Origin of the sequence: Dyella halodurans, from assembly GCF_026283925.1 — a bacterium.
GTDB classification, from domain to species: Bacteria; Pseudomonadota; Gammaproteobacteria; order Xanthomonadales; family Rhodanobacteraceae; genus Dyella; species Dyella halodurans.
In genome coordinates, this window is the sequence record NZ_JAPDPF010000006.1 from 207,996 (window position 1) to 227,004 (window position 19,009).

The 19,009-nt window shown below is 63.0% G+C and carries 19 protein-coding genes; 7 read left to right on the forward strand and 12 right to left on the reverse strand.

All coding sequences use genetic code 11. From position 1 onward, the window contains the following. Positions 1–7: 7 nt before the first annotated feature. The gene (locus tag OUZ49_RS13550) at positions 8–2,335 is read left to right on the forward strand and encodes a putative bifunctional diguanylate cyclase/phosphodiesterase (RefSeq protein WP_266150999.1); all 2,328 of its coding nucleotides are present in this window, start codon (positions 8–10) and stop codon (positions 2,333–2,335) included. A 116-nt stretch (positions 2,336–2,451) separates the two neighbouring features. Here OUZ49_RS13550 and OUZ49_RS13555 read toward each other — a convergent pair whose 3' ends face one another. The 4 genes from OUZ49_RS13555 to ttcA form a co-directional block, all read right to left on the reverse strand. Continuing rightward, positions 2,452–3,222, reverse strand: a complete 771-nt coding sequence (locus OUZ49_RS13555) for a M48 family metallopeptidase (protein WP_266151000.1) — start codon at positions 3,220–3,222, stop codon at positions 2,452–2,454. Between the two features lie 218 nt (positions 3,223–3,440). Further along, positions 3,441–4,358, reverse strand: coding sequence for a recombination-associated protein RdgC (locus tag OUZ49_RS13560; protein ID WP_266151001.1), 918 nt, complete (start codon positions 4,356–4,358; stop codon positions 3,441–3,443). Positions 4,359–4,499: 141 nt separating this feature from the next. Then, entirely contained in the window at positions 4,500–5,699 is a 1,200-nt protein-coding gene (locus OUZ49_RS13565; RefSeq protein ID WP_266151003.1) for an amino acid aminotransferase, read from the reverse strand. A gap of 30 nt (positions 5,700–5,729) precedes the next feature. After that, positions 5,730–6,596: a tRNA 2-thiocytidine(32) synthetase TtcA gene (gene ttcA, locus OUZ49_RS13570; RefSeq protein ID WP_266151004.1), complete on the reverse strand. Its 867-nt coding sequence runs from the start codon at positions 6,594–6,596 to the stop codon at positions 5,730–5,732. A 100-nt stretch (positions 6,597–6,696) separates the two neighbouring features. Here ttcA and OUZ49_RS13575 point away from each other — a divergent pair, with 100 nt between their 5' ends. Continuing rightward, the gene (locus OUZ49_RS13575) at positions 6,697–6,903 is read left to right on the forward strand and encodes a YdcH family protein (protein ID WP_266151005.1); all 207 of its coding nucleotides are present in this window, start codon (positions 6,697–6,699) and stop codon (positions 6,901–6,903) included. 107 nt (positions 6,904–7,010) lie between these two features. On the opposite strand, the gene OUZ49_RS13580 is transcribed toward OUZ49_RS13575, so the two are convergent. Further along, a complete protein-coding gene (locus tag OUZ49_RS13580; protein ID WP_266151006.1) occupies positions 7,011–7,418 on the reverse strand; it encodes a fimbrial protein in 408 nt (135 codons plus the stop codon). Positions 7,419–7,650: 232 nt separating this feature from the next. Between OUZ49_RS13580 and OUZ49_RS13585 the strand changes: the two genes are divergently transcribed. After that, the gene (locus tag OUZ49_RS13585) at positions 7,651–8,247 is read left to right on the forward strand and encodes a GNAT family N-acetyltransferase (RefSeq protein ID WP_266151007.1); all 597 of its coding nucleotides are present in this window, start codon (positions 7,651–7,653) and stop codon (positions 8,245–8,247) included. A 244-nt stretch (positions 8,248–8,491) separates the two neighbouring features. Then, on the forward strand, positions 8,492–8,932 hold the full coding sequence (locus OUZ49_RS13590) for a hypothetical protein (RefSeq protein WP_266151008.1): 441 nt from the start codon (positions 8,492–8,494) through the stop codon (positions 8,930–8,932). A 33-nt stretch (positions 8,933–8,965) separates the two neighbouring features. Here OUZ49_RS13590 and OUZ49_RS13595 read toward each other — a convergent pair whose 3' ends face one another. The 5 genes from OUZ49_RS13595 to cyoA all read right to left on the reverse strand — a co-directional run bounded on the left by OUZ49_RS13595 (position 8,966) and on the right by cyoA (position 13,998). Then, the gene (locus OUZ49_RS13595; protein ID WP_266151009.1) at positions 8,966–9,709 is read right to left on the reverse strand and encodes an SURF1 family protein; all 744 of its coding nucleotides are present in this window, start codon (positions 9,707–9,709) and stop codon (positions 8,966–8,968) included. A gap of 100 nt (positions 9,710–9,809) precedes the next feature. Continuing rightward, positions 9,810–10,208 carry a cytochrome o ubiquinol oxidase subunit IV gene (cyoD, locus tag OUZ49_RS13600; RefSeq protein WP_266151010.1) on the reverse strand — a complete coding sequence of 133 codons (399 nt, stop codon included), beginning with the start codon at positions 10,206–10,208 and terminating at the stop codon, positions 9,810–9,812. Next, on the reverse strand, positions 10,205–10,822 hold the full coding sequence (cyoC, locus tag OUZ49_RS13605; RefSeq protein WP_380003891.1) for a cytochrome o ubiquinol oxidase subunit III: 618 nt from the start codon (positions 10,820–10,822) through the stop codon (positions 10,205–10,207). The genes cyoD and cyoC overlap by 4 nt, the downstream gene beginning before the upstream one ends. Positions 10,823–10,835: 13 nt before the next feature. Beyond that, the gene (gene cyoB / locus OUZ49_RS13610; RefSeq protein WP_266151012.1) at positions 10,836–12,839 is read right to left on the reverse strand and encodes a cytochrome o ubiquinol oxidase subunit I; all 2,004 of its coding nucleotides are present in this window, start codon (positions 12,837–12,839) and stop codon (positions 10,836–10,838) included. Positions 12,840–12,876: 37 nt separating this feature from the next. Beyond that, positions 12,877–13,998 carry a ubiquinol oxidase subunit II gene (gene cyoA / locus OUZ49_RS13615; protein WP_266151014.1) on the reverse strand — a complete coding sequence of 374 codons (1,122 nt, stop codon included), beginning with the start codon at positions 13,996–13,998 and terminating at the stop codon, positions 12,877–12,879. Between cyoA and OUZ49_RS13620 the strand changes: the two genes are divergently transcribed. Together OUZ49_RS13620 and OUZ49_RS13625 are read left to right on the forward strand one after the other, a co-directional pair. Beyond that, positions 13,985–15,319: an MFS transporter gene (locus OUZ49_RS13620; RefSeq protein ID WP_266151015.1), complete on the forward strand. Its 1,335-nt coding sequence runs from the start codon at positions 13,985–13,987 to the stop codon at positions 15,317–15,319. The two genes, cyoA and OUZ49_RS13620, sit on opposite strands and share 14 nt — an antisense overlap. A gap of 246 nt (positions 15,320–15,565) precedes the next feature. After that, positions 15,566–17,029, forward strand: a complete 1,464-nt coding sequence (locus OUZ49_RS13625) for a DUF2252 domain-containing protein (protein WP_266151016.1) — start codon at positions 15,566–15,568, stop codon at positions 17,027–17,029. A 61-nt stretch (positions 17,030–17,090) separates the two neighbouring features. Here OUZ49_RS13625 and OUZ49_RS13630 read toward each other — a convergent pair whose 3' ends face one another. Further along, on the reverse strand, positions 17,091–18,020 hold the full coding sequence (locus OUZ49_RS13630) for an MBL fold metallo-hydrolase (RefSeq protein WP_266151017.1): 930 nt from the start codon (positions 18,018–18,020) through the stop codon (positions 17,091–17,093). 86 nt (positions 18,021–18,106) lie between these two features. Further along, complete coding sequence (locus OUZ49_RS13635) at positions 18,107–18,361, reverse strand: hypothetical protein (protein WP_266151018.1); 255 nt, start codon at positions 18,359–18,361, stop codon at positions 18,107–18,109. Positions 18,362–18,545: 184 nt separating this feature from the next. Here OUZ49_RS13635 and OUZ49_RS13640 point away from each other — a divergent pair, with 184 nt between their 5' ends. Continuing rightward, positions 18,546–18,908, forward strand: a complete 363-nt coding sequence (locus tag OUZ49_RS13640) for a hypothetical protein (RefSeq protein WP_266151019.1) — start codon at positions 18,546–18,548, stop codon at positions 18,906–18,908. Positions 18,909–19,009 lie beyond the last annotated feature (101 nt).

The following is a 19,009-nucleotide window of genomic DNA, read 5'->3' on the forward strand; positions in this document are numbered from 1 at the left end:
CGGCAACATGGCCATCATCGGATTCCGCATGCGCCTGGCCCTGTTCGTCGTGACGACGATCGTGGCCGTGCAGGCGTTGACGGCCGTGTTGGTTTCCGAGGTCACCCACCGCCAGCTCGTCGCCGAAGGCAAGCGCCAGCTCACCGCATCGGCCGACGCCTTCGTCGATCAGCTGGACGATATGTCTGCCCGCGTGGCCGAAAGCGTGCAGATCCTCGCGCTCGATTACGCACTGCGCGCCGCCATCGCGCAGCACGACAAGGACACCGTATTCTCGGTGCTGCGCAATCACGGGCGGCGCGTGGGTGCCGCGCGCATGCTGATGATGGGCCTGGACGGGACCATTCAAGTGGACACGCTGGAGGGACCGTCTTCGCTACGGCGCTTCCCCTTTCCGGACCTGATCGATCGCGCATTCAGCCAGCGCACGGCGGCCGTCGTGGCCTTGGACGGCAAGGCGTACTGGATGGTGGTGGTGCCGATTTACGCACCCCAGCCGGTGGCCCTGGTAGGCGCCGGCATCCCGATCGACGACGCCTTCCTGGCGCGCATGCAACATCTATCGGTGCTGCCCAAGGACATCGAACTGGTGGCGCGGACGCCGGCATCGCGATGGGATGTGGTCGCCCGCAGCGACTCACGCGTCGACCTGACGGGCAGCTTGTCATCCCTGACGCCCGAACCTGCGGTCGAAAAGGTCGGCCGGCACGAGTATCTGGTGCTGGCGCGCCCGCTAAGCCCGCTGCAGGAGAGCGCGCCGATCCAGGCGGTGATTGGCTATTCGCTTGATGATGCGCTGCGTCCCTACCATTCGGTGCTTTCGACCTGGCTCGGCCTGCTCGCCCTGGGCCTGGTGCTGGGCTTGCTCGGCGCCTGGCTGATCGCGCGTGGCGTGTCCCGGCCGATCGAAGCGCTGGCGGCATCCGTGCGGCGTATCGAGCAGGGCGACTACAGCGCGCCAACGGCAGTCGAACGCCAGGACGAACTGGGCCAGCTGGCCACGGCGTTCTCCACCATGACGCAGTCGATTCGTCAGCGCGAGGACCGCATCCGCTTTCAGTCCCTGCACGATGCCACCACCGAACTGCCCAACCGTACCGCGGCGGAAGCATTCATCCAGCGCAGCCTGCAGGAACAGGACCAGGGCGCGCTGTTGATGGTCGGCCTCACCCGCATTCCCGAGATCATCAAGACCGTGGGGCATGCGCTGAGCGAGCGACTGATGCGCGATGCGGCCGAGCGCATCCGCCAGACCGCCACGGCAGGCTTCGCCGCACGTGCTTCCGATACCGCGTTTCTGATCTGGCTGCCGCATGCGGGCCGGGCCGAGGCCATAGCGCTGTCGCTCCACTTGCTCGAGGTGCTGAATAAGCCGTACCAGGAGCCCGACGTTTCAATCGATACGGTGCCGGCCGTGGGCATTGCGATGCATCCGGACCACGCCCGTGGCGCGAGCGAGCTGTTGCAACGGGCCGAGATCGCCTTGTTTGCCGCCCTGCGCGTGCCGCAAGCCGTAGCCTTCTACGATGCCGCCAGCGATCCGCATCGCCCCGAACGCCTGTCGCTGATGGGCGACCTGCGCGACGCCATCGAGCGCAACGAGGTGGTGCTGCACTATCAGCCGAAAATGAGCCTGCGCGAACAGGCCATCGACGGTGCCGAGGCGCTGATCCGTTGGCAGCATCCAAAGCTTGGCTTCGTGCCGCCAGATGCCTTCATTACGCTGGCCGAAGAAACCGGCAACATCCATCGCGTGACACGCTGGGTGCTGGCGACCGCGATATCGCAACTGCAGCGCTGGTCGTCGCAGGGGCTGAACTGGCATGTGGCGGTCAATCTGTCCGCGCGCGATCTGCACGATCTCGAGCTGCCGCGCCGCGTCGCCCATCTGCTCACCCTGCATAAGGTAAAGGTCGAGCAACTGCGACTGGAGATCACCGAAAGCGCGGTGATCGGCGAACCGGTGATCGCGATTCAGGTCCTGCGCGAGCTGGCCGATCTCGGCTTGCGCATCGCCATCGATGACTTTGGCGTGGGCCAGTCATCCCTTGCCTATCTGCGAAAGCTGCCGGTGCACGAATTGAAGATCGACAAGATGTTCGTGCAGGGGCTCGCCACGCATGCGGACGACCGGATGATCGTGCGCTCCATCGTGGAGCTCGCGCATCGCCTTGGTTATGGGGTTACCGCCGAAGGCGTCGAGGATGCCGCGGCCCTGGCCTATCTGACCAAGATCGGTTGCGATCATGCGCAAGGTCATTTTCTTGCCCCGGCGCTCGACACCGACAGTTTTGAGAACTTCGCCATCGGCTTCGAAGTCGGAGCTACGCAATGAGGCGTGCGGTGGACCGTGCCTGCACGCACCCGGCATGGCGAGCACTTGGACCGCCGACCCGATTTGCCGACACCCAGACGCCTTTGGGCGTTCGTTTGACCGATTGATCCAAACTCTTAGTCGGCAACGTCCGCAATCAGCCGGTCGAGTTCGGTCTTCAGCCAGGCGCCATTGAGGCGCAGCCAGTCACGCTGTTCGCGCCAGTCAGGAAAAATGCCTTCCACCTGCACCCAGAAGCGCGGCGAATGGCTGCGCACTTTCAGGTGACAGAGCTCGTGGGCCAGCACGTAGCGAAGTGCAGCGGGCGGCGCCAGCGCCAGTGCGAGATCGAGATTGATGCGATCGCGCGTATCCAGGCTGCCCCACAGGCTCTTCATGGCGCGGATGCGCAAGGCGGTTGGTGCGAGACCGAGTTGCGGTACGTAGCCGGCAAGCCAGCGCGACACGTCGCGGCGCATTTGTGCTTCGAAGAAGGACGCGAGCAGGCCACGCGCCACCGGTACGGCGCGTGTGTGTGGACGTGGAATCACCAGGGTGATGGCACCTTCGCTGGCGTCGACGCGCGGGTACGGACCTTCGGCCCAGTCCAGTTGCACGGTTTCGCCGCGCAAGGGAAATTCGGTGGGCACGCCGACGCGCAACGGTGGCAACGGCTTGACGATGAGATGCAGTTCATCGAGCTTGCGCTCGAGCCAGTCGGCGTGATGACGCAGGAAGGCCGACACCTGCGCGGGATGCGTGCCATGCGGATACGACAAACGCGCACCCTTCGGCGTCACGGTAAGACGCAAGCGGCGCGCACGCGGATGCGCGGCCTTGAGCACGCGGATCGTACTGCCGCTCGCGGTCGCCAGTTCCAGCCAATCGCCTTCAAGATGCTGCGTCATGTCCCGCCTGCCCTGCTGCTACCTGGCGTCCCGGCCGCTAGTGTCCCCTAGCTGATGTGGGGGAAGCATGCAGGCTTCGCAAGACGGGCCCATGACCGGACCGGCGGCCGCACGGCAGCTTCCGCGCGGAACGATGGCGATAAATTCAACAAGAATAATGACTTACCCACAACCAACCGCCCCGGCCGGGGCGGTATCCGGGCTAACACCGGGTCCGCTCAGCCTTCGGCCGGGCGCGGCAGGCCAAACCACTCCTCCAGCTTGCCCAGCAGGCGCTCCAGCTCCAGGGTAAGCAGGGCAAAGCTGGCGTCAGCCTCGGCGGCGGCGTCCTGGTGGCTGTCGCCCATCTCGTCCAGGACCACGTCGAGGAACTTCAGCTTGCGCACGATCAGGTCCTCGCCGAGCACGAAGCTCATGCGCTCATCGAAGATGAGACCCAGCTGGAAGACCTGCTTGCCGTTGCGCAGGTGCTCCTTCACTTCCTCGCTGTCCAGGTCCTGGCGGCGGCACTTGGCGATGGCGCCGGTGGCGGTGGCCGGATCGCGCAGCTCCACTTCGTCTCCCAGGCTCAGGCCAGCCGGCAGATTGCCGTTGGCCAGCCAGTCGGTCATCAGCACGCGCGGGCCTTCCTCTGGCGCCAGCGGCACGGCAGGGAAGCTGCCCAGGGCCTCACGAATCTGGGTCAAGGCGTTCTCGGCCGACTTGCGACTGGACGTATCCAGTACCAACCAGCCGTGCTTCCGGTCGACATAGGCCTTCATGCGCGAGCTGCGGATAAAGGCGCGCGGCACCAGATCGTTGAGCACGTCCTCCTTGAGGCGCTTGCGCTCACGACCACCCACCTTACGGCCTTCTTCTTCGGCGATCTTCTGCACACGGCGATGAAGTTCGTCGTTTATCACCGAGCTTGGCAGCAGCTTGTCCTCGCTGCCCACGGTCACCATGGTGCAGGCGTTGACCACGTGGGTCAGCGCCGCCTCTTCGCCGCGACCCACCGGCGGCACAAAGCCCTTGGTGCCCATTTCCAGCGGACCGCAGGGACGCAGGCGATGCTCGGGCAGCGCCTCGTCCAGGCGCTTCAGGTCTTCGGCAACGGCGGAGGAAAAGCGGAACAGCGTGAGGTTGCGAAAAAACATTCGGTATCCGTTCTTAGGCCATCATCCCAGCGGTTCTTAACAGCCGAATGGCTGGTCAAGCTGGGATCCAGCGTCTTTGGTCGTGCGCACAAGGCACTGGATCCCAGCCTTCGCTGGGATGACGGTGAGGTAATTCGAGGCTCAGCGGCTAACGGCAGCGACGGCGTTCACCACCGTATCAAGGTTCGCCCGGTTCAACGCGGCCACGCAGATGCGCCCCGTACCGACGGCGTAGATGGCGTACTCCTCGCGCAGGCGATCGACCTGGGCCTTGCTCAGGCCCGAGTACGAGAACATGCCCGCCTGCTGCTGGATAAAGCCGTACTGCGGCTCGCCCGCCGCGGCCAGCTTCTCCACCATGCCGGCACGCATGCCGTGGATGCGCTCGCGCATCTCGCCCAGCTCCTGCTCCCACACCGCACGCAGCTCGGCGCTGTTGAGCACGCCGGCGACCAGGGCGCCGCCATGCGTGGCCGGGCTGGAATAGTTGGAGCGGATCGTACGCTTGACCAGCGACTGCACGCGCAACGCTTCCTCGCGGCCCTTGCCGACGATCGACAGCGCACCCACGCGCTCGCCATACAGCGAGAACGACTTGGAGTACGAGTTGGCCACCACGAACGACTCGATGCCCGACTCGGCGAACAGGCGCACGGCCATCGCATCGGTCTCGATGCCCTTGTCGAAGCCCTGGTAAGCCATGTCGATGAACGGCATCAGGCCACGCTCCTTCACCAGGGCGACCACCTGCTTCCACTGCTCGAGGGTCGGGTCCACGCCGGTCGGGTTGTGGCAGCAGGCGTGCAGCAGCACGATGCTGCCCGGCTCCAGCTTGCCCAGGTCGGCCAGCATGCCGGCGAAGTCCAGGCCATGCGTCTCGGCGTCGTAATAGGCGTAATTGACCACCTCGAAGCCAGCCGAGCTGAACACCAGCCGATGGTTTTCCCAGCTCGGGTTGCTCAGGGCGACCTTCGCGTTCGGCAGCACATGCTTGAGCAGATCGGCGCCGATACGCAGCGCGCCGCTACCGCCAATGGTCTGCGAGGTGGCCACGCGACCGGCCGCCAGCAGCGGCGACTCCGCGCCAAACACCAGCTTCTGCGTCGCCTGGTTATAGGCCGGCATGCCGTCGATCGGCAGGTAGCCGCGGGGCTTGGCTTCCCGCGCCAGCGCCTGCTCGACATCGCGCACGGCGCGCATCACCGGGATACGGCCCTGTTCGTCGTAATAAATGCCCACGCCCAGGTTGACCTTACCCGGACGGGCGTCGGCCACATAGGCCTCGGAGAGTCCCAGGATCGGATCGCCCGGGATCATTTCAACGGATGCAAAAAGAGACACGGCGCTACTCGACTATGTAGGTTGAGGGGTTCACGGCTCGTCCGGCGGCGAACCGGCAAGCCACTGACGCGCATCGGCGCGGGCACTACCTTCGCGCGCGCCGAGCGCGGCGAAGTCGAACAGATTGCGATCAGCCAGCTGGGAGGGCGATACCTGCCCCAGTGCACGAAAAATATTCTCGCTACGCCCTGGCTGCTGCTTTTCCCAGTCCTCCAGCATGCGCCGAACCGCCTTGCGCTGGAGATTTTCCTGCGAACCGCAAAGATTGCACGGAATGATCGGAAATTGCTGCTGCGTCGCGTACTCGGCGATATCGCTTTCCCGACTATAGGCCAACGGCCGGATCACCACGTGACGGCCATCGTCCGAGCGCAATTTCGGCGGCATCGCCTTGAGCTGGGCCTGGTAGAACATGTTCAGGAAAAACGTGGCGAGGATATCGTCGCGATGATGGCCCAGCGCAATCTTGCTGATCCCGTTGTTGGCCGCCCACTGGTATAGCGCGCCGCGCCGCAGGCGCGAGCACAGGCTGCACATGGTCTTGCCCTCGGGAATCACGCGGGTGACCGTGCTGTAGGTGTCCTGCTCGATGATATGAAACGGCACGCCGCGGCCGGTGAGGTATTCGGGCAGCACATGCTCGGGGAAACCCGGCTGCTTCTGGTCCAGGTTCACCGCGATCAGCTCGAAGCGCACCGGCGCCTTGGCCTGCAGGGACAGCAGGATATCCAGCAAGGTGTAGGAGTCCTTGCCACCGGAGAGGCAGACCATCACCTTGTCGCCGTCTTCGATCATGTTGAAATCGGCAATGGCCTGGCCCACCTGGTGGCGCAGGCGCTTGGCCAGCTTGGCGGCCTCGTAATGCTGCTTGCGGGTGGCGTCGGGCTGGGCGGACATGGTCAGGATCGAGCGGGTCGGCCTCTCATTGTAGCCGGCTGACCGCCCGCGGTCCGTCGGCGGTACAATTGCGCATTATTTCCTAGCTGCCGCCGCCCCCATGCAGGTCCAGGACCAAGCCGAGATCGCCCATCTGCTGGCCGAATTGCGGGTCGAGCACCGCGATCTCGACGTTGCCATCGAGCACCTGGCCGACTCGCTCGGCCGCGACGAGCTGCAGCTCACCCGACTCAAGAAGCGCAAGCTGCTGCTGAAGGATCACATCGCCCGTCTGGAAAGTAGACTGATTCCCGATCTGGACGCCTGATTCGAAACGGATCGGAAACCTGCCGGCACACCCGGCGGCGGGAAACCCGTCCGTCTTTCCCGAGTTGGCGGCCTCGTGGTGTGGCAGGGAATCATCGACGGGGTCGCTCAGTCGTACGTCATGGTAAAGACCATTGATGACTCCGCCTGCCCCCCCGCGCTGACGGTGGCGCTCGTCTGGTAATGACGCACCTTCATCGGAATGGTGTAGTCGCCGCCGGTCCTGTTGTAGCCACCGAAGGACTTGCGCGTGATCAACGGAAACACGGGGCCCACACCATCCGGCAACTGCACGCCCACGCCCGTCGCGGTCGAGCCGCTATCCAGGACCAGGACGGACTGACCGCTGCTGAGCACGTGGGTGACCAGATCGATCCGATACTGGATTCCGTTCAGACCGGCCGGACAGGCGTCCACGACGATGTCGAGGCAGCCCGCTGCCGTCGTCGAACCGATGCCGTCGCTGGCACAGCAGATGGATGTCGATAAGCCGCCAATAGCCGCGGCGTCCAGCACAGATTATGGAAAGCCGGGACGCAGTCCTATGAGAACTCTCTGAAAATGTGTGAAAACCCCGGCATCGATTTGGGACAAGCCCGACCACGATACGGCTACATTCAGACAGGAACCCCACCGGAAGCCTCGGGCGTCCCATTTGCGAGCCCGCCGCCGCCCTGTTTGAATCTCCTGCCGCGACGCGACCCTTGGGGTCGGCGCTGCAGGCCGTCCTTTAACCGCCGGAGTCCCCATGCCCCCGCTCGCCCCGCTGTATCTGCAAGATGACTACGTCGTGCTCGAACCCATGACGATGGAACACGCGCTCGCCCTGGAAGCGGCGGCGGCGGACGGCGAGCTGTGGAAACTATGGTTCACCAGTGCCCCCGCACCCGGCGAAGCGGCCGCTTACATCGCCAAGGCGCTGCAGGGCCATGCTGCGGGCCACATGCTGCCGTTCGCGATACGCGAGAAGACGACGGGCGAGATCATCGGCAGCACCCGCTTCTACGATTTCGTAGCGGAGCTGCCGCGCATTGCGATCGGCTACACCTGGTATGCCAAGCGCTGGCAGAAAAGCCACGTCAACACGGCCTGCAAGCGCCTGTTGTTGCAGCATGCGTTCGAGTCGCTGGCTTGCGTGGCGGTGGAGTTTCACACCGACGGTCGCAATCTCGACTCGCAGCGCGCCATTGAACGCCTCGGTGCGCACCGCGACGGCGTGCTTCGCGCGCACAAACGTCGCCCTGATGGCACGCTGCGCGATACGGTCTGCTACAGCGTCATCGCCAGTGAATGGCCCGATGTCTGGCGGTGGTTGAGTTTGCGACTGGAGCGCCTGGCCGGCTGAATCGCCAGGATCGGCTTGGGATGCCCACGCCTAGGGCGACGACCGGCGCGACTTCGGCAAAATTCGTGAATTCCCTTCATAAAACCTGCACAAAGGCCAGTCCACGCGGATTCGGGCTGTCGCAAATTTCAGCCCTATATCGAAAGAAAGCCTCGCTCCAGGCGTAATTAATTGCGACAATCGCTCGTCCCCAGGCTGGCGCAGAACGCCGCGCCCGGAGTGGCAGCCAGAGAGGAGCACGAGCGTGGATCTTTTCGAAGCAAAGAGCAGCGCGGGCACCCATGTCGAGGCCGCAACAGCCCTCGAATCGCTACTGGATCAGCAGCGCCGGAATGGACTTTTGCAAGGGGACGCCAAGGCCCTGGCTGAGCGCCTGGTGTCCCAGGTCTGGGCGCAGAAGCCGGAGCTGTTTGAAGGCAGGATCGGTCCGCAACCTCACCCCATTGCCATTGCCGCCATTGCCCTAGCTGCCGGTGCGCGGCTTGAGGCCTATCGCAACAACGACGCACTCCGCTGCTCGTACACCTTCGCGCTGGGCCTGGTCCTCGATGACATCGCCACCCATGCGCCCGCTTATTCATTTCAGCCCGTGGACCATCTACTGCTCGATGCAGCGGCCGCTACGTTCGCGGAACCCACAGCCGATTTGCAGCTCTCGCCGCTGTTCGAATCCTTCGGGCTCTGACACCACAAAACTTCAACCAGAAGGCGCCATGGATTATGGCGACCTGTTCGCCCCAGCGCGCGCGCGGCGCCGCAGACGATATTCCTCTCTCCCCACGTAGAAAGCAGCCGCGGCAACCATCAAGGCAAGCAGGTACCAGGTGATCAGGTAGACGAGGTGGTTGTTGGGAAACGAAATCACCGTCAACCCACCCACCGGCCACGAGCGTTGGCCGTTGGCCGCGGGCGTTGCAGCAGCATCGGCATCGGCGTCGACGAAGTAAGGCGCGACGCGTTGCAGGCCACGCGCACTGGCAATCGCCGTCACGTCGCGCGTGTACCACCGATTCTGTGCGGGATCATTGCGCCGAAGCATCACTGACGGTTCGCTGATGCGCAGCAGTCCTGTCACCGTCACTTCGCCGCTGGGCCCTGCTGGGCACTGTTTACGAAGTGCGCACCAATCCGTCGGCACGAAGCCGCGATTGACCAGCACGATGGCACCGTCCGCCATCTTCAGCGGCGTCACCACCCAGTAGCCGCTGCCCAGGTCGGTAGCCGCCCACACCAAGGTTTGCCGATCGTGGAGAAACTCGCCGGTAAGCCTGACGCGAAGGTATTCGTCGGCTTCGGCAGTGACATGAGCCCATTGCCCGGGCCCCGGCGCCGCGACGGGCGGCGCGTGGACGCGCTGGTCCACACGCTCGATAAGGTCGCGCTTCCAGGCCAGCCGCTTGACCTGCCACGTACCCAGGGCCACGAAACCGGCAAACAACACCAGGGCGAAAACGGCAAGCAAGCTCAGCCCAAGCGGGCCTCGCGGACCGCGCACGACCTCATCGGGTGACGCCGGGGTCGATGTCATGATCGAGCGATGATCGGCTTGGATTGGCGCAGCGTCACGGCAGGTTCGCCGGGTCCTGCATCTGCGAAGGCATCATGTTGCTGTTGAGGTGGTACATGATCCAGATCGATCCGCTCAAGGTGATGACAACCAGCACGATGGTAAAGACCAGGGCCAACATGTTCCAGCCGCCCTCGGACTTCGTGTTCATGTGCAGGAAATAGATCATGTGCACCACGATCTGCACCGCGGCGAACGCCAACACCACCAGGGCCGTGGTGCTCGACTTTTCGAAGCCGCCGCTCATCACCAGCCAGAACGGGATGATGGTGAGGATCGCAGCGAGCACAAAGCCGGTGAGGTAACCCTTCAGGGTGGCATGGATGCCCAGGTCGTCGTGGCCATGCGCATCGGCCTCGCCGTGGCCATGGGACGACTCGGTGTGAGCACTCACGGCAGCACCCCCATCAGGTAGACAAAGCTGAAGACGCCGACCCAGACGAGGTCGAGGAAATGCCAGAACATGGACAGGCACATCAATCGACGTTTGTTCGCCGAGATCAGGCCCTTCTTGCTCACCTGCACCATCAGCACGATCAGCCAAAGGATGCCGCTGCTCACATGCAGGCCGTGGGTGCCGACCAGGGTGAAGAACGACGAGAGGAAGGCGCTGCGCTGAGGACCGGCGCCGATCGAGATCAGGTGCGCAAACTCCCTCAGCTCCAGCGTGATGAAGCCGGCACCCAGCAGCCCGGTGACGGCCAGCCACACCATCATCGGGTTCTGCCGATCGCGCTGCATTTCGAGCACCGCAAAACCATAGGTGATCGATGACAGCAGCAATAGCGTCGTGTTGACCGCGACGGTGGGAAGCTCGAGCACCTCGGCGGCCGTCGGGCCTCCCGCGAATTCGCGGCCAAGCACGCCGTACGCCGCGAACAGGCAGGCAAAGATGAGGCAATCGCTCATCAGGTAGACCCAGAAGCCCAGCAAGGTGCCGTTCTCCGGGTGATAGTCGGCCGCCACGTGGAAGCTCAAGGCCTCCGGCGACCCGCCACCGGCGCTCATGGTGATCGATGTGTCAGACATGGTTGGCCAGCAGCTCCGTGCGGGATGCTTCGACGCGATGCACTTCGTCGGCCGGTATGTAGTACTCGCGGTGGTAGTTGAAGGTGTGGCCAATCGCCACGGCCAGCAAGGCGATGAAGGACAGTGCCGCCAGCGGCCACATGTACCAGATCATGGCGAAGCCAAACACGAAGCTGATGCCGCCAAGCAGGATGCCGGCCGGGGTGTTCAAAGGCATGTGGATGGGCAGGAAGCCATCCGTCGGCCGTCGATAGCGGTGCTGCTTCATCTGCCACCACGCATCGCCCTCATGCACCTGCGGGGTGAACGCGAAGTTGTACTGTGGCGGCGGCGACGACGTTGACCATTCCAGCGTGCGGCCACCCCAGGGATCGCCGGTGACATCGCGCAGCTCGTGACGACGACGGAAGCTGACCCAGAACTGCATCAGCATGCTGATGATGCCGAGCAGGATCAGGAAGGCGCCAAAGGCGGCGATCTGAAACCAGATCTGCAGCGACGGATCATCGAAGTGGCTGAGCCGGCGCGTCACGCCCATGAAACCAAGCCAGTACAGCGGCATGAAGGCGAAATAGAATCCCACCACCCAGAACCAGAACGAGCACTTGCCCCAGAACGGATCGAGCTTGTAGCCGAACGCTTTCGGGAACCAGTAGTTGATGCCGGCAAACAGGCCAAAAACCACGCCGCCAATGATCACGTTATGGAAGTGGGCAATCAGGAACAGGCTATTGTGCAGTGAGAAATCTGCCGGCGGCACCGCCAGCATCACACCGGTCATGCCGCCGATCACGAAGGTGACCATGAAGGCAACCGTCCACATCATCGGCACTTCGAACGCCACGCGGCCGCGATACATGGTGAACAGCCAGTTGAAGATCTTCGCCCCGGTCGGAATTGAAATGATCATCGTGGTGATGCCGAAGAACGAATTGACGCTGGCGCCCGACCCCATGGTGAAGAAATGATGCAGCCATACGAGGTAGGACAGCACGGTGATCACCACCGTGGCGTAGACCATCGACGCATAACCGAACAGCGGCTTGCGGCTGAAGGTCGATGTCACCTCGGAGAAAATGCCGAACACCGGCAGCACCAGGATGTAGACCTCGGGATGACCCCAGATCCAGATCAGGTTCACATACATCATGGCGTTGCCGCCAAGCTCGGTAGTGAAGAAGTTGGTACCCACGTAGCGATCCAAGGCCAGCATGGCCAGCACCGCGGTCAGCACCGGAAAGGCCGCGACGATCAGCACATTGGTGCACAGCGCCGTCCAGGTGAAGATCGGCATCTTCATCAAGGTCATGCCAGGCGCACGCATCTTGACGATGGTCACCAACAGGTTGATGCCCGATAAGAGGGTTCCTACACCTGCGATCTGCAAGGACCAGATGTAGTAGTCCACGCCCGCGTCGGGACTCGATGCAATATCGGACAAGGGCGGGTACGCCAGCCATCCCGTACGCGCGAATTCCCCAATGAACAACGATGACATCACCAGCATCGCACCGGCGACGGTCATCCAGAAACTGAAATTGTTGAGAAACGGAAAGGCCACGTCGCGCGCGCCGATCTGCAAGGGCATGACGAAATTCATCATGCCCGTCACCATCGGCATGGCGACGAAGAAGATCATGATCACCCCGTGCGCGGTGAAAATCTGGTCGTAATGCTCGGGTGGCAGATAGCCGGCTGAATCACCGAAGGCGATGGCTTGCTGCGCACGCATCATGATCGCGTCCGAAAATCCGCGCAGCAGCATCACGATGCCAAGGATCATGTACATGATCCCGATCTTCTTGTGGTCGATGCTGGTGAACCATTCCCGCCATAGGTAGCCCCACAAGCGGTAATAGGTGATGACGGCAAGCAACGCGATGGCACCCAGCATCACCACGACGAAGGTCCCCAGCACGATGGGCACGTGCAGAGGAAGCTCCTGCAAGGTCAGGCGACCGAAGATCAGCTTGGTAAGGTCGAGATGATCGGACATCTTGGACACCCGCAGCGCGAATGGTCAGTCAGTGGGATTACCTTGGATGGGTCATGGACATGGCTTGCATGCCTTCCGTGCCCTTGGCAGCTTCGTTGGCGCCGCCCGGCGTCTTCATCGGTTTCATGCACGAGGGACTGTCTGGCTGCACGCAATGCGTGACGATGGCGAGGAAGAGACCTGGCTCCACCCCGGCAAAGCGACGGACAGGATCGTTCTGGCTGGGCTCCGCGAGCTTCACATAGGTTTCACGATCCAGGGTGCCGCCACCGGCTTTCGCCAGTTGCACCCACTTCGCGAACGCTTCTTCGCTGACACCGTGGAAGAGAAAGTGCATGCCGGAAAAACCCTCGCCGCTGTAATTGGCGGAGAAGCCCTGGAATTCACCCGGCTTGTTGATCACCGCCTGCAACTTGGTTTCCATGCCGGGCATGGCGTAGATCTGGCCGGCCAGGGCCGGGATGAAGAACGAGTTCATCACCGTCGACGCCGTAATCTTGAAGCGGATCGGACGATCCACCGGCGCAGCCAGTTCGTTCACGGTGGCAATGCCTTGTTCGGGGTATATGAAGAGCCACTTCCAATCGAGCGCGACGACCTCGACCGTCAGCGGTTCTACACCCGCAGGCACTGGACGGCCGTATGACAGGCGCTCGAGCGGACGGAAGGGATCGAGCTTGTGAGTACTGACCCAGGTCACCGCACCAAGCGCGATGATGATCAGCAGCGGAGCCGACCAGATCAGCAGTTCCAGCATGGTGGAATGGGACCACTCCGGATCGTAAGTGGCTTTTTTGTTGGACGCCCGGTAGTGCCACGCGAACAGCAGCGTAAGCACGATCACCGGCACGATGATGATCATCATGAGCAGCGTCGAGGTAATGATGAGGTTGCGCTGCTGCAGGGCAAGGTCGCCGGAAGGCGACATGACCACGGTGCTACAGCCCGTGAGCAAGGCAGCCATGGGTAGCAGCAGTCCGCGGAGAGCCTTCATGGACATAACCGACGACGCAACCGACTCAGGATGTTTGAAAACGGTACGCCAATCGGCGTGATACCGGAACAGGTCACTTTCCAATAACGCTGTGAGGCGTGGCGGTGCCATACTGCGGCGGCCACATCCTCCCTCATTCTGAGTAACGATGATGTCAAGCAGCATGCCGGAAGATCATCGCCAACCCGGCGGCACCTCGGCCGCGGAAATCGGGCGCTTGCAGACTCACGCGAAGGTCGCGCCAGGCGAAATCGCCATTGGCGTGGTGATTGGCCGAACGTCGGAGTATTTCGATTTCTTCGTGTTCGGCATTTCCTGCGTGCTGGTCTTTCCGACGGTGCTGTTTCCGTTCGAAACGCCGCTGCACGGCATGCTGTTTTCCTTCACGATATTTTCACTGGCCTTCATCGCGCGGCCGCTTGGCACCGCCACGTTCATGTTGTTCCAGCGCCGCTGGAGCCGCGGCACCAAGCTCACCATTGCGTTGTTCCTGCTAGGCAGTGCCACCGCGGGCATGGCGTTCCTGCCCAGCTATAAAGACATCGGCGCCTGGTCCATCGCGCTGCTGATCCTGTTCCGCATCCTGCAAGGCATAGCGCTTGGCGGTTCCTGGGACGGCCTGCCGTCCCTGCTCGCACTCAATACGCCGCCACAGCGGCGCGGCTGGTACGCCATGCTTGGGCAGTTGAGCGCGCCCATCGGCTTCATGGTCGCCAGCGCCCTGTTCCTGTTCCTGCACGCCAACCTGGATCACGACGACTTCATCGACTGGGGCTGGCGCTATCCGTTCTTCGTTGCGTTCGCGATCAACGTGGTTGCCTTGTTTGCCCGCCTGCGACTCGTCGTCACCGAGGAGTACACGCGTTTGATGGAGGAACGCGAGCTGGAACCCATCGGCATGTTCGACATGCTGCGCGCGCAGGGCGGCAATATTTTTCTTGGCGCTTTCGCTGCACTGGCCAGCTACGCGCTATTCCACCTGGTCTCGATTTTCCCGTTGTCGTGGATTGCGCTGGGCACGACGCAGTCGGTCGATGCCGTGCTGGTCGTGCAGATCGTCGGCGGCGTGGCCTGCATTCTTGGGGTGATCACATCGGGCGTCATTGCCGATCGTATCGGCCGCCGCACCATGCTCGGCACGGCGGCCGCCCTGATCGGCATCTTTGCGCTGTTTGCACCCTTGCTGCTGGGCGGCGATCGACACGCGCAGAATGCCTTCATCATCATCGGTTTCGCCCTGCTCGGGCTGTCCTACGGGCAAGCGGCCGGCAGCGTGACATCCAATTTCGAGAGCCGCTTCCGCTATACCGGCGCGGCCTTGACCACGGATTTCGCCTGGTTGATTGGCGCAGCGTTCGCACCTCTGGTGGCGCTCGGTTTGTCGACCCGCTTCGGCTTGGTGGCCGTGAGTGCCTATCTGCTATCGGGTGTGGCCTGCACGCTGGTGGCCTTGCGGGTCAATCGCGCACTGGCGGCACGTGATTGATGGGCAGCGCGATCCGCACCCGCGCATCGTGCGCGGTTCGCGTCGTGAGGGGCCGGGGATGCTGCAGGAAGGCGGGGCACGTAACGGGCGAATGCAGCGATTCGCCGCGAGGCTGCGCTCCCCCCTGCCGCCCGCCTTTCACCGTAGTTCTACGGTTTTTCTCCACCTGACCTGGGTGTCAAATGAAGCACTGGCCGTTAGGCCGGCCGGTTTCCAGCCACGCTCTTTTCCGACAAGGGGGCATGCATGTCCGCCGCATCCGCACGACACACCGCCAAGCGCGCTTCCAAGTCCAAGGCCAGTGACACCAAGCCCAAGTCGGCCACCAGCAAACGATCGCACCTGTCGCAGGACAGCTTTCACCAGGCGGTGGAAATCAGGCAGGAGATGGCGAAGAACATACGCGACAAGTGCTCGCGCAAGTCGCTGGGTGGCTGGCGGGCGCCAAAACCCCGACGTGACCCGGTCGACATCCTGATCGAAACCTCGAAAGGCCGGGTCGAGTCGTTGGTGCCAATCCGTTATGCCCGCATGATGGCCTCGCCCTTCGCCTTTTATCGGGGCGCCGCCGCGATCATGGCCAGTGACCTTTCCTCGACCGCAAGCACGGGCTTGCACCTGCAGATCTGCGGGGATGCGCACCTGGTGAACTTTGGCGGCTTCGCCACGCCGGAACGCAAGCTGGTGTTCGACATCAACGATTTCGACGAGACCACCATCGGCCCGTGGGAATGGGACGTGAAGCGGCTCTGCGCCAGCCTGGTCGTCGCTGCGCGCGCCAATGAGTGCCCGGCCGATGATGCACATGACATCGCCTGGGCAGCCGCCGCCGCTTATCGTGATCACATGGCTGAGTACGCGGTCATGCCGCTGCTCGATGCCTGGTACGACCATATCGACATGGAGGCAGTCATCGGCCGCATGCAGGACGAGCAAATGAAGAAACTGACGACCAAGAACGTGCGCAAGGCCAAGGAGCACACGGCCCACATGAAGGAGTTCGTCAAGTTGACGGTGGCGGGCGGCTCTCCTGCACGGATCCAGGACGAACCACCCTTGCTGTATCACGACGCCGACCTGCAAAACGAGATCAGCGTGGAAGAGCGCGCGCGTGCCTTCGAGTTCTATTTTGATTCGCTGCAGCCGGAACGAAGGGTCTTGCTGGATCGCTTTGAGGCCGTCGACGCCGCCGTCAAGGTCGTCGGCGTAGGCAGCGTGGGCACCTACTGCGGCATCATCCTGTTCGTATCCGGCAGCGGCGACCCCCTGTTCCTGCAGTTCAAGGAGGCGCGGGAGTCGGTGATCGACCCGTTTGTCGGCAGGAACCCTTATGCGCACCAGGGGCAACGCGTGGTTGCCGGCCAGCGGCTGATGCAGTCGGCGAGCGATATATTCCTTGGCTGGACCCAAGGGCCGAAGCGCCAGTTCTATTTGCGTCAACTGCGCGATGCCAAGATCTCGCCACAGGTCGATCTGATGAATACGGCGAATCTGCGTCGTTATGGGCGACTGTGTGCCCACACCCTGGCACGTGCGCATGCGCGATCGGGAGATGCCTTGCTGCTGGCCGCCTATCTTGGCAAGAGCGACGCCTTCGCCGACGCCATCGCATCATTCTCGGTGGCCTACGCCGACCAAAACGAAAGCGATCATGCCGCCATGGTCAAGGCAGCCCGGGCGGGGCGCATTCAGGTCGCAACGATCGACTAAGGCAACCGCTGCTGGTCGATCCTTGTCAGCCATGGCAGTCTTCGCGCCGGGCCGGGAGACCCTACGGATGCAAACGCATGCCGTCTTCGGCAAACACGACGGGCCCTTGGTAATGCGCGCGGATGGACGCCTCTACGCTCGCGCGCTGCTGATCAATCGAGGGTGACAAGTGGCTGAGCAGCAGTTTTTTCGTTTCGCTGCCGGCAGCCACCACGCCTATCGTCCTGGGCGGCGTGTGCAAGGTGTAGAGCACGGGCCGCGAGCCGGGTGGATCGAGCACCACGCAATTGAAGACCAGCAGGTCCGTGTGTTGGGCAATTCGACTCAGATTGTCGATGCCCTTGGCATCGATGTCACCGCTGAACGTGATGCTTTGATCGCGATAGTCAATGCGATAGATCACCGCGGGCGCATCGCCGTGATGACCTGCTATCGCGCTGATATTCAGGCCATGCTCTGAATAAATGGTCTGCGGCGTCTTGGGGGCATTCGCGGACGCATCGAGATCGGTCGCCTTGATCGTCATTGGCGCGGCAAAGTCGCGCAGGTAGCTATACGCGCCCGCCGGCCCGAACAGCAGATCGATGTAGCGGCTGGTGGCCGGGAAGGTCGCATCCTCACCTTCGCCATGATGGCCCGTCGGTCCAAAGACCCGGAGATTGACCGGGCCACTGGCTGAAATCGCCCGCGCCTTGAACAGCCCCGGCAGTTCCCCGGTGTGGTCGATATGCAGATGCGTCAGCAAGACGATATCGACCTTGTCCAGGGACAGCTTTGCCTCGCCCAGTCGCACAAACGTGCCGGGCCCTGCGTCAACCAGGATGCGCGGCTCGCCATCCACGAGCACCACGTATCCCGCGCCGGCACGACCCGTCGCGCCGGGGCCGCCGGAGCCGAGCACCACCAGGTCCAGTGGCGGCGCCACCGGCGCTGCAACACTGCTGAGCGTGGCGAATATCAGGATCGCCGCAACCAGGGTCAGTTTGAACATGGGCCTTCTCCAGCGGAGTATGGACAGCCTATCAAGCGACGTCGCCAGTCACGTGAGCGTGATCGTTCGCGCGGACGGCGCCACGCCTATTCCGGCTGGCGCCGCTTCCACCAGCGCCAGACCACGGCGCCGGAGCCGACGATGAGCCATCCGGCGTAGACGATCATCAAGCCTACGCCAAGCGCCCTTGAATGCGTGGCCACGCCCCAGCCAAGCAGGCAGCAAAAGAGGATGAATCCCAGCAATGCGATGGGACTGAACACGCTGCCTCGCGTTGGCTTGTCCTTCACGACCGACCCTCTGCTGACCGGCGCCGGCACCGGCACCGGCAATGCCGCCACGATGGCGCCGGGGATGTACTCCGCGGATCCCCTACGAACGTTCCAGGGTCCCATGCGCCGACCGAAAAGCAATCAATGACGGCGCTAGTACAATCGGCCGACCTGCCCCATCGGCGGTCGGGCGTGGAACGTACTGACTGCCTTTCCCCGCCGTAGCAATGTAAATCCACCGGAAGAAGTGACGATGAAGAACTATTTCGCCTGCGCCGTTATCGCGACACTCCTCGCGGGATGCACCAACGCGCTGTCGTTGCGTGATTCGGCGCCAACCGCCACGTATGCCGGCAGCGGCAGCGCCGAAGCCGTGGCCGATTGCGTCGTCAATGCCTGGTCGGCAAAGTCGCTCAGCCTGCAAAGAATCGTGCTGTACAGCGGGACCACCATTGAAATCCGCGAAACGGAAAAGAGTCCCGTCATCGCCCTGGTCGACATCAAGCCGGTGGGTGAAAATACCATCGCCAAGTACTACTCGAATTTTCCGACTGACGACTCGTGGTTCTTCGACCACATCGAAACCTGCATGAATGTGACGCCCGCCGACGGCTGATCGGCTCGCGCGCGGATGACCGAACCTCGCGACCCCGCCCACCCGAGGCCAGCATGATGAGAATGCCTGGCGCGCCCTGACCGCGCGCCAGGCGTCTTTTC

Excerpts from the sequence above, each read along its gene's own strand:
- OUZ49_RS13550 (WP_266150999.1), top strand. The coding sequence starts at position 8 with ATGGCCATCATCGGATTCCGCATGCGCCTGGCCCTGTTCGTCGTGACG.
- OUZ49_RS13555 (WP_266151000.1), bottom strand. The coding sequence starts at position 3,222 with ATGACGCAGCATCTTGAAGGCGATTGGCTGGAACTGGCGACCGCGAGC.
- OUZ49_RS13560 (WP_266151001.1), bottom strand. The coding sequence starts at position 4,358 with ATGTTTTTTCGCAACCTCACGCTGTTCCGCTTTTCCTCCGCCGTTGCC.
- ttcA (WP_266151004.1), bottom strand. The coding sequence starts at position 6,596 with ATGTCCGCCCAGCCCGACGCCACCCGCAAGCAGCATTACGAGGCCGCC.
- OUZ49_RS13575 (WP_266151005.1), top strand. The coding sequence starts at position 6,697 with ATGCAGGTCCAGGACCAAGCCGAGATCGCCCATCTGCTGGCCGAATTG.
- OUZ49_RS13585 (WP_266151007.1), top strand. The coding sequence starts at position 7,651 with ATGCCCCCGCTCGCCCCGCTGTATCTGCAAGATGACTACGTCGTGCTC.
- cyoC (WP_380003891.1), bottom strand. The coding sequence starts at position 10,822 with ATGAGCGCCGGTGGCGGGTCGCCGGAGGCCTTGAGCTTCCACGTGGCG.
- cyoB (WP_266151012.1), bottom strand. The coding sequence starts at position 12,839 with ATGTCCGATCATCTCGACCTTACCAAGCTGATCTTCGGTCGCCTGACC.
- OUZ49_RS13620 (WP_266151015.1), top strand. The coding sequence starts at position 13,985 with ATGTCAAGCAGCATGCCGGAAGATCATCGCCAACCCGGCGGCACCTCG.
- cyoA (WP_266151014.1), bottom strand. The coding sequence starts at position 13,998 with ATGCTGCTTGACATCATCGTTACTCAGAATGAGGGAGGATGTGGCCGC.
- OUZ49_RS13625 (WP_266151016.1), top strand. The coding sequence starts at position 15,566 with ATGTCCGCCGCATCCGCACGACACACCGCCAAGCGCGCTTCCAAGTCC.
- OUZ49_RS13630 (WP_266151017.1), bottom strand. The coding sequence starts at position 18,020 with ATGTTCAAACTGACCCTGGTTGCGGCGATCCTGATATTCGCCACGCTC.
- OUZ49_RS13640 (WP_266151019.1), top strand. The coding sequence starts at position 18,546 with ATGAAGAACTATTTCGCCTGCGCCGTTATCGCGACACTCCTCGCGGGA.